Origin of the sequence: Ardenticatena maritima (assembly GCF_001306175.1) — a bacterium.
Classification (GTDB): domain Bacteria; phylum Chloroflexota; class Anaerolineae; order Ardenticatenales; family Ardenticatenaceae; genus Ardenticatena; species Ardenticatena maritima.
In genome coordinates this window covers 416,618-432,152 of the sequence record NZ_LGKN01000006.1, presented here as the reverse complement: position 1 = coordinate 432,152, position 15,535 = coordinate 416,618, and the positions used below count along the sequence as shown (strand labels likewise).

10 protein-coding genes, 1 tRNA gene and 1 CRISPR repeat array (1 of these 12 only partly in view) are annotated in these 15,535 nt (G+C 64.5%); of the genes, 8 read left to right on the top strand and 3 right to left on the bottom strand.

Translation table 11 applies throughout. The features are described from left to right. Window positions 1–206 precede the first annotated feature (206 nt). On the bottom strand, window positions 207–1,787 hold the full coding sequence (locus SE16_RS12695) for a G5 domain-containing protein (protein WP_054492018.1): 1,581 nt from the start codon (window positions 1,785–1,787) through the stop codon (window positions 207–209). Window positions 1,788–1,887: 100 nt separating this feature from the next. Here SE16_RS12695 and SE16_RS12690 point away from each other — a divergent pair, with 100 nt between their 5' ends. The 4 genes from SE16_RS12690 (at window position 1,888) to SE16_RS12675 (ending at window position 6,589) form a co-directional block, all read left to right on the top strand. Then, a complete protein-coding gene (locus SE16_RS12690; protein ID WP_054492019.1) occupies window positions 1,888–5,346 on the top strand; it encodes an AAA domain-containing protein in 3,459 nt (1,152 codons plus the stop codon). 2 nt (window positions 5,347–5,348) lie between these two features. Next, entirely contained in the window at window positions 5,349–5,927 is a 579-nt protein-coding gene (locus SE16_RS12685) for a hypothetical protein (protein WP_054492020.1), read from the top strand. A 134-nt stretch (window positions 5,928–6,061) separates the two neighbouring features. Then, complete coding sequence (locus tag SE16_RS12680; protein WP_161804548.1) at window positions 6,062–6,283, top strand: hypothetical protein; 222 nt, start codon at window positions 6,062–6,064, stop codon at window positions 6,281–6,283. Between the two features lie 21 nt (window positions 6,284–6,304). Next, on the top strand, window positions 6,305–6,589 hold the full coding sequence (locus SE16_RS12675) for a hypothetical protein (protein WP_054492022.1): 285 nt from the start codon (window positions 6,305–6,307) through the stop codon (window positions 6,587–6,589). Window positions 6,590–6,607: 18 nt separating this feature from the next. Here SE16_RS12675 and rsmG read toward each other — a convergent pair whose 3' ends face one another. Continuing rightward, a complete protein-coding gene (gene rsmG, locus SE16_RS12670; protein WP_054492023.1) occupies window positions 6,608–7,309 on the bottom strand; it encodes a 16S rRNA (guanine(527)-N(7))-methyltransferase RsmG in 702 nt (233 codons plus the stop codon). A 4-nt stretch (window positions 7,310–7,313) separates the two neighbouring features. Then, window positions 7,314–8,417: an FtsK/SpoIIIE domain-containing protein gene (locus SE16_RS12665; protein WP_161804547.1), complete on the bottom strand. Its 1,104-nt coding sequence runs from the start codon at window positions 8,415–8,417 to the stop codon at window positions 7,314–7,316. A 136-nt stretch (window positions 8,418–8,553) separates the two neighbouring features. On the opposite strand from SE16_RS12665, the gene SE16_RS12660 reads away from it, so the two are divergent. The 4 genes from SE16_RS12660 to SE16_RS12645 all read left to right on the top strand — a co-directional run bounded on the left by SE16_RS12660 (window position 8,554) and on the right by SE16_RS12645 (window position 15,047). Further along, a tRNA-Ser gene (locus SE16_RS12660) sits at window positions 8,554–8,643 on the top strand. Between the two features lie 66 nt (window positions 8,644–8,709). Further along, window positions 8,710–9,645 (top strand): diacylglycerol/lipid kinase family protein, encoded by a 936-nt coding sequence (locus SE16_RS12655; protein ID WP_160316936.1) that lies wholly within the window; start codon window positions 8,710–8,712, stop codon window positions 9,643–9,645. Then, a complete protein-coding gene (gene cax, locus SE16_RS12650) occupies window positions 9,642–10,724 on the top strand; it encodes a calcium/proton exchanger (protein WP_200907179.1) in 1,083 nt (360 codons plus the stop codon). The genes SE16_RS12655 and cax overlap by 4 nt, the downstream gene beginning before the upstream one ends. A 9-nt stretch (window positions 10,725–10,733) precedes the next feature. Beyond that, a complete protein-coding gene (locus SE16_RS12645) occupies window positions 10,734–15,047 on the top strand; it encodes a S8 family serine peptidase (protein WP_060687679.1) in 4,314 nt (1,437 codons plus the stop codon). A 336-nt stretch (window positions 15,048–15,383) separates the two neighbouring features. Beyond that, window positions 15,384–15,535: a CRISPR direct-repeat array (repeat unit 37 nt; unit sequence CTTTCAGCCGTATTCGATCCGCAGGGGATATTGAAAC); it runs 176 nt beyond the window's last position.

Sequence of the window (15,535 nt, the reverse complement as noted above, 5' to 3'; positions counted from 1 at the left end):
GTTGCTCAACGCGGCCAGCATCGGCGCGATGATTCTGACGACCGAAGCGCTGGTGACGGACCTGCCCGAAAAGGAAAAGGCCGACGCCGGCACGCCGCCGATGGACTTCTAAGCCCGCGTTCCTGAGGCGACACACGCCCTCGCGCCAATACGGCGCGGGGGCGTTTTGTTTGTGGGCGTACAACAGGCGACTGTGAGGACGCTCGTTATCGCCAATCCAAATGCGTCACGTCACCGGTTGCCGTGAGTGGCGTCGCTGTGCCATCGCGTGCGACCAGATACAGATCGCCCTGCCAGATAGCCGCCAGTGCTTCACCGTCGGGCGACCAGACGAAACGGGGAAGTTCCATCCCTGGTGTGTCGTTTGCAGGGAAGAGACGCCGTCGGTTTGACCCGTCGGCGTCCATGAGCATCAACGCATAGCGGCTCAGCGCCGAACCGTCCGGCGCTTCCGCCTGTGCGTAGGCCAGTTCCAGCGCGGTGGGCGACCACGCCGGCATCGCCCACATGCCCACATTTTCGGCAATCGGCACAGGCGGCGCGGAAACGCTCATCGGCAAGAGCCACAAATCGAAGCGCTCACTGCGGTCGGGGCGCAACGCGCGCGGCGAAGGGGCATGCACCACCGCCGCCAGCCATTCCCCATCCGAACGCCATGCGGGGCGCGGTGTCCAGACCCACGCCGCCAGCGTTTCATACGGGTAGAACGTGGTGAGCACGGTGTGCTGGCGCGTCGCAACATTCAACACCCCCAGCGCGGTCGCACTGCCCCAAGCGGCAAGGCGTCCATCAGGCGACCACGCCCACTCGCGCCCCCACCAGGCGTACCACTCCGCCCCCACAGGCTCGCCAATCTCGCGCCGCGTCAGAAGCGTCCCGTCGCCGTTCAGCGACAACAGCCAGAAATCGTTGCGGGCTTTCCAGCCCGGTGGGTTGGGCGTGCGTTCAGCCGTCGAATAGCCAATCTCGTACTGTTCGGGCGGGCATGCGCGCCCTTGTTGCGGCAAACAGGGACGCCAATCCGCCCACAAGACGCTGTCGGTTTCCAGGTAGCGCGGTTCATCGTCCACAATGTCGGTCCGTACCAACCAGAGCGAGTTGATGGGACCGCCTTGCCCCACGTTCCCACCAATCGGCTTGCGCGTGAAGAGCAGCCAGCGCCCATCGGGTGAAAGCGCGAACACATGCCCGTCCAGGTCGCCCGTTGTGGTCAAAGCGCGTGGCGTGTTGTTGCCGCGCATCACCCACGCATTCCCCCCGGCGCGGTACACCAGCGTGCCGCTGATAGGCACTTGCTCCAATGCGCCCAACGTGCCCAGCACCACAATCTCCGGTTGGGGCGTCGCCAGCGTCTCACGCGACGCCACCTCGCGCGAAACTTCCACACCATTTTCAGAGAGAATGCGCCACCGCAGCCGTTCGCGCCCCACCTGCCCCAATTGCACCACGCGAATCTCACCGCGCGGGAGCGTCGCATCGCGGCGGGTTTCGCGCGTGTAGGGCAACGGCACGTCCTCATCCACAAAGCGCTCTTGCACGCGTACCACACGCACGCGCATACCGTCTTCCAGCAGGGTGAACGAAGGCGGCTCAACGCGGTCAAGGTCGCCCAGCGCCACACCCTGCTCCGCCAGCATGTCGGCGACGGTCTCGGCGCTGGTGGTGAGCCAGCGGCGCGTGCCGTCCACTTCCAGCAAAACACGCTTGGGCGGCGGTGTCGAGCGACACGCCGCTGCGCCGGCAACCAGCAAGACCATGAACAGAAGCAATCCCCATGTGCGTTTCATAGCGCCAGATGATACCTCGCTTGAAACGGTCGGCAACTTGTCAGAACTTGCGGACTGCGCTACAACCAGACCACAACCTGCCACGACGGGATGCCCAACCATGCCTGTTGAACTCTGGTACATCAACGGTCTCACCGACCTGACGCCGCCACTGGACGAAGCGGTACACGCCCTCAACAACCTGCTCGGCAACGATGACGCCTTCTACATCGCCGTCGCCGGTTTTCCAGCCGCCGACTTGCTTGTCTGGAAAGCGGAAGGTGTGGTGCTGGTCTTCACCGACCCCACACGCCCCGCCCGCCAGCGTATCGCGCGCCTGGTTGCCGCGTGTGAACGCGCCGGCGTGCCCCTGCTGCATGATGCCGTCACCGCCGTGCGGCTGGCGTCGCCCGGCGAAACGGCTGACGACGCCGTAGCCCCCGACCACTTGCCGCACGCCTGCTACACGGCGCGCCATCCCGCGTGGCGCACCACGTACCGCGCTGTGCGCCGCCTGCTTGCCCACCACTGGCATGGGCGCATTGTGCCCTTGCCGCGCCCGTGCACGGCAACGTCTTTGCCTCTGGCGTCGCCCACCTATGCGGCGGGCTCCACCGCCGCCTGGGTGCAAGCCCGCTTGCCGCTGTTGGTGGAACACCAGCCCACCCTCGACGCCGGCGACGACGCCGATTTTTGCCTGCCCTGCCACTATCGCCACGATGGGCAACGGTGCGACGTGCCCAACGTGCGGGGCGACGTTGTCATGGCGTTGCAATCCGCCGGCGCCGCCGCCCTGCATTTGGAAACGCCGGACGGCGACCGGCTTTTGCGGCTGGAAGGCGCATGGACGCCGCTTGCCGCCGCCCTGCATCACGCCGGACGGCAAAGCGACCGCCGCTTGCAGGTGCTCGCCTACCACCTGCGCCGCGCGCCCGACGACACCCTTGTCGCCGACGACGCCTCGCTCGTCATTGTCGAACCGGATTGGCTCGTCAACGTCCGCGCCCTCGTCGAAGCCGATTTTTGCCCGCGCAGTTATCTTTTGCAACGCTTCAACCCCCGTTCGCCCAACGCCCCCGCTGTGCGCGGCAACATCATTCACACCCTTTTTGAAGAAATGGTCTCGCGTGTGCCCACCGCCCCCGCGGCGTGGCAACGCGCCATCGAAACCGCCTGGCGCATCTCGGCGCTTCACCTGGCGCTGTTGCACCTGGACGTGCGCGAGTTTTTCGCCAACGACGTGCGCCCCATTCTCGAACGGCTCTACCGCTGGCATCGCGCCGAATCGCTGCCCAGCCCCACCGGACGCAGTGAAACGTTCCTGCTCGCGCCGCAAGTGGGCTTGAAAGGGCGCATTGACGCCTTGTGGGAAATCCCCGGCAATGTCTGGGTGGGGGAATTGAAAACGGGCAAGCCCTGGGGCGAGCGTATTCGCCTGGGCGACCAGGTGCAGTTAGCCGCCTATGTCCTGATGACGCTGGCGCGCCGCTGGGCGCGTCCTGAGGGGTATCAAGCGTTTGTGCTCTATCCCAACGGGGAAGGCGACAAAGCCGTGCGCTACGACGCCGCGCTCAATCCGCACGTCTTCCAGCAGGTGGTGATTGCCCGCAACCGCGTAGTGCTCATTGACCATCTGGGCTTTGCGCCTTTCGAGCAGTACAGCGCCAACAAGTGCCGCAAGTGTGTCGCCGCCGAAGTGTGCGAAGCCGCCACAGTCTTGCTGGGGCACAAGGACACACGCCCCTGGGCGGACGTGCGCGGGCGGTTCGGCTTTGAACGCCAGTTTGACGCCGAGACCCGCCGCTGGTTCCGTACGTGGGTGCGCCTGCTCGACCAGGAGTTGACCGTTGTCAAAGCCGCCCACGCCACCTTGTGGGCGATGACGCCCGACGCCCGTGTGCAAACCGGCGCTACCATCATTCTCGACCGCCAAACCGACTACCGCGACCTGCGCGCGCAGGGGGAAGGTGTGCTCTACACTTTCGCCGCCGACAACCAGTCCGAACTGCGCGCCGGCGATTATGTGCTGCTGAGTGAAGCGCCGGGACCGCTCAGTGGGCGCATGGCGGAAGCCACCATCGTGGCGATTGATGAAACCAGCCTCACCGTGCAGGTGGACGAACCGCTGGAATTTACGCCCCAACTGGTGGACCAGTACACATCCGAAGATTTGCTCACACGCCAGTACACGCCGCTCTGGCTCTGGCTGAAACAGCCCCCCGAACGGCGCGACCTTGTGATTCGGCACCGCGCCCCCCTCTTCGACGCCGCCGTGCCACGTCTGCACCATGCGCCCACCATCGGGGGACGCCCTCTCAACGAACGCCAGCAAGAAGCGCTGGACAAACTCGCCCGCATGCGCGACTACATGCTGGTGCAGGGTCCCCCCGGCACGGGGAAAACAACGCTCATCGCGGCGCTGGTGCGCGAATGTCTGGCGCGCGGTGAGCGGGTGTTGCTGGCGGCTGGAACCAACACCGCCGTGGACAACATGGTGCGGGCGCTCCTGGACGTGGGGTTGGGGGAACACGTGGTGCGGCTGGGCAACCCGTTGCGCACCGACCCGCAGGTGCATGGTCGCTTGCTGGGCGAACTGGCGTTCCATGAAGACGTGGAAACGCACATTGCGCAGATGCGCCGGTTGTTGTTGGAAGCGCCCGTCCTTGCCGCCACCGCCTCAACCTGGATGCGCGGCACGTGGGACGGCGCATTGCGTTTCGATGTGGCGATTGTGGACGAAGCCGGGCAAATGACCTTGCCCGCCACGCTTGCGCCGCTCCGTTTTGCCCGCAAATTCGTGCTCATTGGCGACCACAAGCAGTTGCCGCCCGTCGTCCAAAGCGAAGGGCGACGCCGCATGAGCGACATTCTCTTTGAAGACCAGACGCCGCGCCTCTCGCGCTCGCTCTTCGAGGACCTGATTGTGGCGGACATGCAGCGCGGGGGAATCGCCACCGTCATGCTGGAAGAGCAGTACCGCATGAACGCCGACATTTGCCGCATTGCCAGCGAACGCTGGTACGACAACCGCCTGGTGCCGGGCACGGACGAAGTCGCACGCGCTCGCCTGGCGGTAGGGGCGCTTCCCGACGATGCCTATGCGCCCATCCGCGACCCGGCGCGCCCCGTCGTCTGGGTGGATACGCCGCTCTCCGCCAACGGCTTGCCGCGGCAGAACGAGCACGAAGCCGCGCTGGTCGCCGACCTGCTGGAAGGGTACTTTGCCGCTGGATTGACGTGGGAGCAAGTGGGGGTGATTGCGCCGTTTCGGGCGCAGGTCGCTGCCATTCGGCGCATGTTGGTGCGCCGCTTTGGCGAGGGGGCGCTTGAGCACATTCGCAACAGCGTGGACACGGTTGACCGTTTCCAGGGGCAGGAACGGGACCTCATCATTGTTTCGCTCAGTCTGTATGCGCCTTTCGTGCCCGATTTGCTGCGTGATGAACGTCGGCTCAACGTTGCCATCACACGCGCACGCCGCAAACTCATTTTGCTGGGTTCGCTAGCGGTATTGAAGAAGGAACCTATTTACGCCGCGCTCGTATCATCACTCGATAGCAACCGTTTTGTGTGGGGGTGAGTATGGAAAAACAAAAGAGCCCGTCCTTTCTTGTCATTACCCGAACCGCTTTTGTATTTACGTTGGAACTGTTGGCTATCCCCTTTGTCTTGAGCGTCCTGGATCCATCTCTTGAGTGGACGTGGACGCCGAAAGAACTTCTCTTCGTGGTGAACTGGTTGTTTGCCGGTTTGTGGGGCACGCTTTTGCTCGTCTCTTACATCCCACAAAAAAGTGTGCGCTTGATTCTCTGGTTGAGTGTGGTGGGCATGTGTTGGGTTGTGTGGAATCAGTTGGGCGCGGGATTATTCACAACACCGATGGACCCGCTCGCGTGGGTTGTTTTGCTCCTGGTGATTGGCATGCCGACCATTATGCTTTACAGCGGGCCAGTCGTCGTGGTGTTGGAAGTTATGGCTGTTGCCGGCGGCTACATGTTCTACACCACCATCATAAAAAACATGCTGTTGGAAATGGAGAGCGGCACACTCGCATGGGAGAAGTACGCGCTTCCCATAGCCTTCTTCCTCTTCTGGTTTTTTTTCTTGGCGGTCAACTTCCTCATCGCGATTTTTGCCAAACCAGTGCAGGATGACTGGTGAGTAATGAAGTGCGGTTGTTGGCTCGCTGGCGGTATTGAAGAAGGGGTATTGCCGCCTGCGCATACATTCACATGATATAAACCTCTATACGTGGGAATGTGATGATGAAGCAAGATAAAACACCGCCTATGCTCATGAGCACTGCCCAAACCGCTTTCACGTTTACATTGGGGCTATTGGCAATTCCTTTGTCCATCGCAGCCTTGCTTTCAGATTTCTCCTGGACGCTGCATGACGTTCTCGTCGTGGGGGGCTTGTTGTTTGCCGGCTTGTGGGGCACGCTTTTGCTCATCCCCTACGTCACGCAAAGGAGCGTGCGCCTTGGTGTTTGGTTGAGTGTGGGGAGCATGTTGTAGTTTGAACTGAATCAATCGAGCGTGGGGTTGTTCGGCACACCAGTTGACCGGTTGGCGTGGTTTTTCGTGCTTCTGATGATTGGTATGCTCGGTGTTTGCTATATGCAGCCCTCTAATACGGCGCTCAGAGTCTTGGCTTCCATAGGTGCCTACCTGGGCCTGTTCTTCATAGAAGATATGATATCCGAAATAAAGGGCATCGCCTTTGAGTGGGAGCGATACCTTTGGGGCGGGACGATCTTTATGCTTGGAGTTTTCCTGGCGTTGCTGCTGCTTATCGTCTGGCTCTTCGTCAAAAGGAGATAGGACGAGTAGCCGACCTGCTCACCCCAGAGGGCGCTTGTGGGGCACCCCCGCGCGGCGCGGGTATCGCTCCGGTGTGGGGGCGTGTTTGCGCACCAGCACCACAGCCCGCTGAGCGTCCGCCCCCGGCACCTCCACCATTTCGATGTGGGGCGGTTCGCCCCCCAACAGGGCAATCGCAGCGTGCGCCTCAGCGGCTTCTTCGGCAACAGCGGGACCTTTCATCGCGCACCACCAGCCGCCCACACGCACAAACGGCAGGCAGAGTTCCGCCAGCACCCGCAACGGAGCAACCGCCCGCGCCACCGCCGCATCGTACTGCTCGCGGTGGTCGCTCTCGCGGGCAACCTCTTCGGCACGCCCCCAGACGGCGCGCACATTGTTCAGCCCCAGCGTGCGCGCGGTCTCTTCCACAAAATGCACTTTCTTGCGTGTGGCGTCCAGCAGGGTGATGCGCCAGGTGGGGCGCGCAATCGCCAGCACCAGCCCCGGAATACCGCCCCCCGTGCCGACGTCAATCAGATGGGCGTCGGGGGGCAACAGCGCGTCCAAGTGGGGCGTGATTGCCAGCGTATCCCAAAAATGCTTGATGAAGATGGCGTCGCGGTCGGTGATAGCCGTCAGGTTGATGCGGCGATTGCCGTCCTGCAAGGCGTCGGCGTATGCGTCCAGCAGGCGCATTTGTTCGGGTGTGAGAGCAATGGGTGGTGGTGGAATGGGCATGGCGCTACTCGTCATCCAGCGTCAGTTCGGGAATTTCGGTTTCATCGAATGGTGAAGCGACCTCTTCCGCCGCCGCTTCCTCGGGAGCGGCGCGCCCTTCGGGCAATGGTTCCACAATGGGGCGGTGCGCCTTGTACCACGTCACGACGTGCGCGCAGGCGCGTGCGCCGCACCAGGGCACGCGCACCAGCGTTTCATCCCCCAATGCTGCGTGGCGGAGCACAAACTGCGCCCCCTGCACCCGAGGCGGCACCGCTTCGCCCGCTTTGACAATCTGCGCACCAACGGGCGCGGCTGTCAGGTGCACGCGCGGCAACTCGCGCAGGTGAGCGGGCAGATGGGCGAGTGCGCGCGCCGCCATGACGGTCATCACATGGTGCGCCGCGCCTTCGCTGAGCAGCCAATCCAGCGCTTTTTCACCACGCACGCCACTGCGCACAAGAATGTCTTCCACGTCGTCAATCACTACCAGCACCAGCGCCGGCTGTCCGCCGCCCGTGCGCGCGCGGAGCCGTTCCACCAGCGCGGGCAACGCCGGGCGCGCCGCCACATGCCAGACGTGGGGCAACGTGCGCAGGGCGTGCAGGTTGTCGCCGCGGGGACCATGCAGCAGCGCCATGCGCAATTCGCGCGGCGGGGTGGAGAGCGCCGCTGAAAGCGCGAGCAGGCGCAGGAGATTGCTTTTGCCGCTTTGCGCACCGCCGCTCACCAGCAGGCTGGCGTTGTCCGGGTAGTCCAGTGTGAGGTGCACGGGGGCGTTTTCCGGGGTGACGCCAAGCAAGGCGGTGAAGCGCGGCAACGCCGCCACGTGCGACCAGACGTCCGCCAGCGCAAAGGGGCGTTGGGGCGTCGCCCGCACGATTTCCAGCACCAACCAGGGGGCGTGTGGACGCCAACGAAGCGTCGCGCCGTCAAACGCGCGCGCCACCGCCGGGCGCAGCACCTCGAACGCGGCGGGGTCCAGCGTGGTGCGCAGGTAGAACCAGTGCGCCTCGCCGTGGTCCGCCGCTCGTTCAACCTCGGCGGGCAACCCGGCTGCGTCCAGCAGCGCTTGCAGAATAGATTGTTCTTGCGCGAGATCGCCCCACATGGCCTTATTCTCGAACAAATGTTCACAATTGTGAAAAGTATACCATGTGGTTGGGCGAGCGTCAAAGACGATTGGGGGTGTTGGTCGGCAAACAGGCGCGCAACGCGCAAATGTTTGCCTGAACGCCCAAAATGAGTATACTACCAACCTGCATGGAGGGATGCCGGAGCCTGGCTGAACGGGACGCACTCGAAATGCGTTGTGGGCATTGCGCCCACCGGGGGTTCAAATCCCTCTCCCTCCGCCTCGCGCGACCGCACGGTCGCGCTTTTTTGTTGCTTGTCTCTGGCTTCATCGTATAATGCCCACCATGAAAGCGGTTCTGATTCTCAACCCCGTTGCCGGCACCGCCCCCGGCCAGCGCGACGCGCTCCGTCGTGCTGTGGGCTATCTTGTCGAACATGGCTGGCTTGTCTCGTGGCGCGAAACAACCCCTGAGCGCAACGCGACCGATATCGCCCGTGAGGCCGTGGCCGAAGGTGTGGACGTGTTGATTGCCGCAGGGGGCGACGGCACGATCAACGAAGTCATCCAACCGATTGTTGGAACGGATGTGCGCCTGGGCATTTTGCCTGTGGGGACGGCGAATGTGTTTGCCATGGAGGCGGGCATTGCCACCTCGCTCCCCATGCTGGCGCAAAACCTGCAACACGCCGCCGAGGTGCTTGTGGAAGGCGCAACCGCGGCGATTGACGTGGGGCGTGCCAACGGGCGCGCCTTCATCATGGTGGCGGGCATTGGGTTTGACGCCGAAGTGGTGCGCCTGGTGGACTTTCACACGAAACAACGCCTCAAAGGGTTTGCGTACATCTGGCAGGCGCTGCGCCACCTGGCGCGGTATCAGGGACATGTCGCCACCATCACGCTGGATGGGGACGTCATGCGCACGCGCATTGTTATGGCGACGGTGAGCAACACCCGGCTTTACGCCGGCGTGCCACTGGCGCCCAAAGCCCGCCTCATGGATGGGCTGCTCGATGTGACGCTCTTCCAGGGGCGGCACTGGGCGGCGTTGCTCTGGGCGGCGCTGCAAACGCCCTTCCGCTGGCGTGCCGGCTTGCCCCCGATTATGCGCCGGCAGGTGCAGCGTGTGGTGATCGAGACAACGCCCCCCTTGCCCGTGCAGGTGGACGCCGAAGTGCACGGCACAACACCGGTGACGATTGAGGTGGCGCCGTGCGCGTTGCAGGTCATTCTTCCCCGCGACACGATTCAAAAATGGACGAAGGAGGAAACCGAAGCGTGAAGGCCTACGTCAAAAACCCGCTCTACTGGTTGCTGCTGTTTGTCCCGCTGACGCTGGTGGCTGAGCTGTTGCATGTCGGCGAAGTGGTGATTTTCTTCTTCTCGGTGCTGGGGATTGTGCCGCTTGCCAAGCTGATTGGCGATGCAACCGAGGAGTTGGCGTTGCACGTCGGTCCCCGTCTGGGGGGTTTTCTCAACGCCACCCTGGGCAATGCCGCGGAGCTCATCATCACGATTGTGGCGCTGCGCGCCGGTTTGATTGAGCTGGTGAAAGCGTCCATTACGGGTTCGATTGTCGGCAACCTGCTGCTCATCATGGGGCTGGCGATTTTGCTGGGAGGGCTCAAACATGGCACACAAAAATTCGACCGTGTGAACGCCGGCCTGGCGGCAACGCAAATGACGCTGGCGATTATCGCGCTCGCCATTCCCACCTTTTTTGCACGCGCTATCACCGCCAACGGCGGTACCCATGACACCGTCGAGGCGCTGAGCGTCGGCGTCGCGATCACGATGCTGGTGGTGTACGCGCTCAGCGTGCTCTTCACCTTCCGCCGCGAGGCTGTGGAAGTGCCGGCGATTGAAACCCCGCCCGTGCACCACCACGAACCGACATGGAGCAAGCGCACCGCGCTGGTGGTGCTGGGGCTTTCAACCGTTGCGATTGCCTGGTTGTCCGAGGTGCTGGTGGGGGCGGTCGAGCCGGCGGTTGCCGCCATGGGATTGTCCGAGTTTTTTGTGGGGATTATCATCATCCCGATTGTGGGGAACGCCGCCGAGCACCTGGTCGCTGTGACAGTGGCGCGCCAAAACAAGATGGAACTGAGCATGTCCATCGCGCTGGGGTCGTCTATGCAGATTGCGTTGTTGGTCGCGCCGCTGCTGGTTCTGCTGAGCCTTTTCATCGCGCCGGAGCCGATGGACCTGGTGTTCAACCCATTTGAATTGGAAGCGTTGGGCGCGGCGACGATTATTGCCGCGTTTGTGGCGCTGGACGGCGAAAGCAACTGGATGGAAGGCATTCAACTGCTTGCCGTGTTTGTGATTCTGGCGATTGGCTTTTTCTTCTTGCCTTTTTAGGAGCATGGCATGGCGCATGGGAACGGTGGGCAACAGAAGGGCTTTTGGAGGGCGCGGCGCAACCGCGCCCTCTCGTTTCGCGCGTTGATGGTTGCCGCGGCGGTGGTGCTGGCGGGGCTGGTGGGGTTGTTCCCGCTGGCGCACGCCCAACCGCCAACGCCGCTCGCCCCCGACGCCCGCCGTCTTCACCCCGCGTTGTTGCGCCAATTGCGCACCGCATCCCCCGACGCCATGCTTCCCGTGCTGGTTGAATGGCGGCGCACGCCCACCGGGCGCTTGCTCGCCGACCTTCCGGCGACGGCGCGCACGCCCCAACAGCGCGCGGCTGTCATCACCGCCTTGCAAGCCGCCACCGCGCGCGAGGGGGCGGCGTTGCAGCGCGCTCTCGCCCACGCCGAAGAAGCGGGCGACGCCGAGGCGGTGCGCTTCTTCTGGATTGCCCCCGTCGCCGCGGCGCGTTTGACGCCGCGCGCCCTTGCCACGCTGAGCCGCCACCCCGATGTGGTTGCCATTCGCCCCGACCGGCAATTTTTTCTGGAACCGTTTGCGCCCCGCCCCGCTCCGCTCTCGGCGGACGCCACCGCCTGGCGTTGGAATTTGCGCATGTTGGGCGTTGACCGCGTGCGCGATGGGCTGGGGCTGGACGGCGGCGGCGTGGTGGTCGCCAACCTGGATACGGGGGTGGATTGGCAACACCCCGCGCTGATGACGCGCTACCGCGGCTATCGCCCCGGCACGCCGGCGGTGCATGTGGGCAACTGGTTCGACGTGACGAATGCCGCTTGCCGCTACCCGTGCGATGGCAACGGGCACGGGACGCACACTATGGGCACGATGGTGGGCGTTGCCGAAGACGGCACGCCGATTGGTGTAGCACCGGGCGCGCAGTGGATTGCGGTCAGGATTTTTACGGCGGGGGGCTACACTTATGAGTCATGGATTCATGCCGCGTTTGAGTGGGTGATGGCGCCCAATGGCGATCCCGCGCTCGCGCCGGATGTGGTCAACAATTCGTGGGGGTCGCCCGTTGCCGATGATACCGCCTTTCAGCCCGATGTCGCCGCGCTGCGGGCGGCGGGCATTCTGCCCATTTTCTCGGCGGGCAACAGTGGTCCCGCGCCGGAGAGCATTCAAAGCCCGGCGAGTTTTCCCGAATCGCTGGCGGTGGGCGCTGTGGATGAAGAGGGGCAGGCGGCGACTTTCTCCTCGCGTGGTCCCAGCCCGTGGAACGAAATCAAGCCGGAAGTGGCTGCGCCGGGGGTGAACATTCTTTCGAGCCTGCCGGGGGGCGCGTATGGCTTGCTGGACGGCACGAGCATGGCGGCGCCCCATGTGGCGGGCGTGGCGGCGCTGCTGCTTCAGGCGGACCCCACGCTGATGCCCGACGACCTGGAAGCCTTGCTGACCGCGACGGCAACGCCTGTGGGCGCGCAGACGCCCAACAACGCCACCGGCTGGGGGCTGGTGAACGCCGAAGCGGCGGCGTTGCGGCTCACGGCGTCGGGGGTGGTGGTGGGCGCGGTGCGCGACGCCGCCAATGCGCCCATTGCCTATGCGCAGGTGCAGGCGGTGCGGCGCGATGGGGCGCGCCGTCTGGTGGTCACGGCGGACGCCGACGGTGCGTATCGCCTGGGGCTGGATGCGGGGTTGTACGACATTGGCGTGCAGGCGTTTGGCTACCTTCCGCTGACGACGACGCTGGCTGTGGACGCCGAAACGACCTACACGCTCACGCATACGCTTGCCCGCGCACCGTGGGGCACGGTGCAGGGGCGGGTTGTGGACGCCGTGCAGGGCACGCCGCTGACGGCGACGGTTACGCTGCCGTGCGACGAGTGCCCCGCGCCGCTTGCCGAGACCGCGACCGATGCGTCGGGGCGCTTCACGCTGACGCTGCCCGCCGGCACGTGGGCGCTGCGTGTTGAGGCGATGGCGCACCGCGTGGCGTCTATCACCCCGACGCTTGCCGCCGGGCAAACGCTCAGTTTCACGGTCGCGCTCGACCCTGCGCCTTCCATTCTGCTGGTGGACAGCGGCGCATGGTACTACGACAGCCAGATTGGTTTCTTTGAAGAGGCGCTCGATGCGCTGCGCCTGCCCTACACCTTGCACCGTATCGCCAACCCCTTTGGCGACCGTGGACCGCTCACGGATACGCCGACCGCCGACCTGCTGACTGCCTTCGATGTGGTGATTTGGTCTGCGCCCCACGATTCCCCCGCGCTGATTGGCGCTGAACGGGCTATCTCGGAAGCGTTGGCGGCTGGGGCGCGCATGTTGCTGACGGGGCAGGATGTGGCGTATTGGGACGCCGGCGGGGCGGCGTATTTCTACACGCACTACATGCTCAACCAACTGGGCGTTTTCTTTGAGAATGAAGGCAATCTGTCGCCGCTGGTAGGCGTGCCGGGCACGCTCTTCGACGGGGTGACGCTGGCGTTCAACACCCCGGACAGCGCCCGCCAGCAATACCACCCCGACAGTGTGCAGGTGCTGGACCCCCGCACGACCCAACCCGTGCTGACGTGGGCGGATGGCGCGGTTGGGGGCGTGCAAAGCGGCACATGCCGCCCCTACCGCGCGCTCTGGCTGGGGGGCGGGCTGGAAGGCATGGGCGACACCGCCGCGCGTGTGGACGCCTTGCGCCGTAGCCTGGATTGGTTGGCGGCTGAACCGGACGCCTACGCGCTGGTGGCTGAGGCGACGCGCGCGCCGCTTATCGGCGAGGCGGGGCGTGTGGTCTCCACGTCCCTGGTGCTGGACAACCGCGGCGTCTTGACGCAGACGCTCGATTTGACGCTGAGCGGTGGGGCGTGGCCCATGCGCGTGGCGTTGCCGGATGGGGGCTTCTTCACCACCACAGCGACGCTGACGCTGGGCGGCTGTGAAACGGTGGTGCTGACGCCGACCGTCACCATTCCGCCGGACGCCCGCCCGCACCACTTTGCGCGCTACACGCTGGCTGTGCAGAGCCGCGACGCGCCGACGCAGGCGCTCACCGTGCCGCTCACCTTCAAGACGCCGGCGCCGGTGCTGGTGATAGACGACGCCCGTTGGTTCGATGTGCGCACCGCCTACACGCGCACGCTGGACGCGCTGGGCGTGGCGTATGACCTTTTTGCCACCGGGGGCGAAGCGCACCCCGTGACGCCCGACCTGCTCAATCGGGCGCGGGTGGTGCTCTGGTTCACGGCGTATGATTGGTTTTCGCCGCTGACGGCGGACGAAGAGCGCATGCTGACCGATTTTCTGGAAGCGGGCGGGCGGCTGATTCTCTCCTCGCAGGAGTATCTCGATATGCGCGGCGCGTCGGCGTTTGCGCGCGACTACCTGGGCGTGGCGGCGGCGCGGCTCTCGGTCTCGCCGACGCTGGCGTATGATGCGCCGCCGTTGGGCGTCTTCGACGCGCGCCCGCTTGATACGCAGGGGGGGCACGAATGGGGATTGCGCTACCCCTTTGACAATTTCGCCGATGGGATTGAACCCACGGCGGAAGCGACGACCTGGCTGTGGGACGAAACCACCAACGCGATTGGCGTGCGCCGGGCAACGCCCACATGGCGCACGGCGTTCGCCTCGTTCCCGCTGGAAACATTGCCCGACGCGGCGCGTGAGCAGGTGCTGGCGGCGCTTCTGCACGAGATGAGCCCCTTTGCCGAGGCGCGGTTGCAGACGCCCCCGGCGGTTGCCGCCGGCGCAACCTGGCCGCTGACGCTCACGGTGCGCGTTCCCGTGACGCTGAGCGCGGCGCAGGTGCGGCTGGCGCTTCCCGCAGCGCTCGACGTGGTGACGGGGAGCGTGGGCGGCGGTTGGGTGTTTGATGCGGGGGTGCGCCGGCTGGAACGCACGGGCGCGCTGGTCCTCGGCGAGGTGTGGACGTTGACGGCGGCGGTGCAGGCGCAGGCGGTGCCCTCGGTGACGTTGCAAGCCACGTTTGGCGACGGCGCGGCGCTGACGACGACCCAACGGGCGGTGGTCTGGGTGGATGGGGCATGGCCGGCGTTGAGTGGACGACTCACCCCAAGCCTTGCCACGCCGGCGACGCCCCGCCTGGCTGAGGTGACGCTGCACAATCTGGGCGTGGTCTCCACAGTGATGACGCTGACGCGCGCGATGGGGGGCGCGCCGACGCCCGCGTGGTCGGGGGTGTTGACGCCGGGGGGCGCTGTGCAGGTCAGCGTGCCTTTCTCGCCCACGCTCGCCGCTGGGCGGGCGGCGGCGTTCTTGCGGGTGGCAACGGGCGAGGGGGTGGAACGCACGTGGCCTGTGCGGCTGGATGCGTGGTGGCGTCAATTTGCGCCGCTGGTGGGGCGCGGCAAATGAGGCGGTGCGTGGAGGTGTGTGCAACCCGCGTTCTGGTGGGCGCTTTCGCAACCTGACGCTCGTTTGGTCAATCACCAAAGGTTGATGTTGCAAACAATGCAGGTTTGGTGAGATTTCGTGTGCAGATTTGCGCATACTTTGTGTGACAAAATAATTCGCAACCCGACGGGGGTTTTTGCCCCACAGGTGGGTTGCGAAATGCTTTGTGTGCCAAAGGAATTTTGCGGATACAACAAGGTGTTTTGCGCATGTGGCGAGCCACTGAGAGGCGCTGTGCGCGGCGATTTGACAGATTCAAGGCTTTTTGGTATTGTTACACCAGATTGAGCGCACGCTCTTTCAGCCGTATTCGATCCGCAGGGGATATTGAAACTGGGTATGAGGACCCGGGGGATTGGCTTCCTACCACCTTTCAGCCGTATTCGATCCGCAGGGGATATTGAAACCCTCGCGCACGAATTCGATATCACCTTCCGCCAGGCCTTTCA

Coding starts and splice junctions, on each gene's coding strand:
- SE16_RS12680 (WP_161804548.1), top strand. CDS start 6,062: ATGAGCACTGCCCAAACCGCTTTCACGTTTACATTGGGGCTATTGGCA.
- SE16_RS12690 (WP_054492019.1), top strand. CDS start 1,888: ATGCCTGTTGAACTCTGGTACATCAACGGTCTCACCGACCTGACGCCG.
- SE16_RS12655 (WP_160316936.1), top strand. CDS start 8,710: ATGAAAGCGGTTCTGATTCTCAACCCCGTTGCCGGCACCGCCCCCGGC.
- SE16_RS12685 (WP_054492020.1), top strand. CDS start 5,349: ATGGAAAAACAAAAGAGCCCGTCCTTTCTTGTCATTACCCGAACCGCT.
- SE16_RS12695 (WP_054492018.1), bottom strand. CDS start 1,787: ATGAAACGCACATGGGGATTGCTTCTGTTCATGGTCTTGCTGGTTGCC.
- rsmG (WP_054492023.1), bottom strand. CDS start 7,309: ATGCCCATTCCACCACCACCCATTGCTCTCACACCCGAACAAATGCGC.
- SE16_RS12645 (WP_060687679.1), top strand. CDS start 10,734: ATGGCGCATGGGAACGGTGGGCAACAGAAGGGCTTTTGGAGGGCGCGG.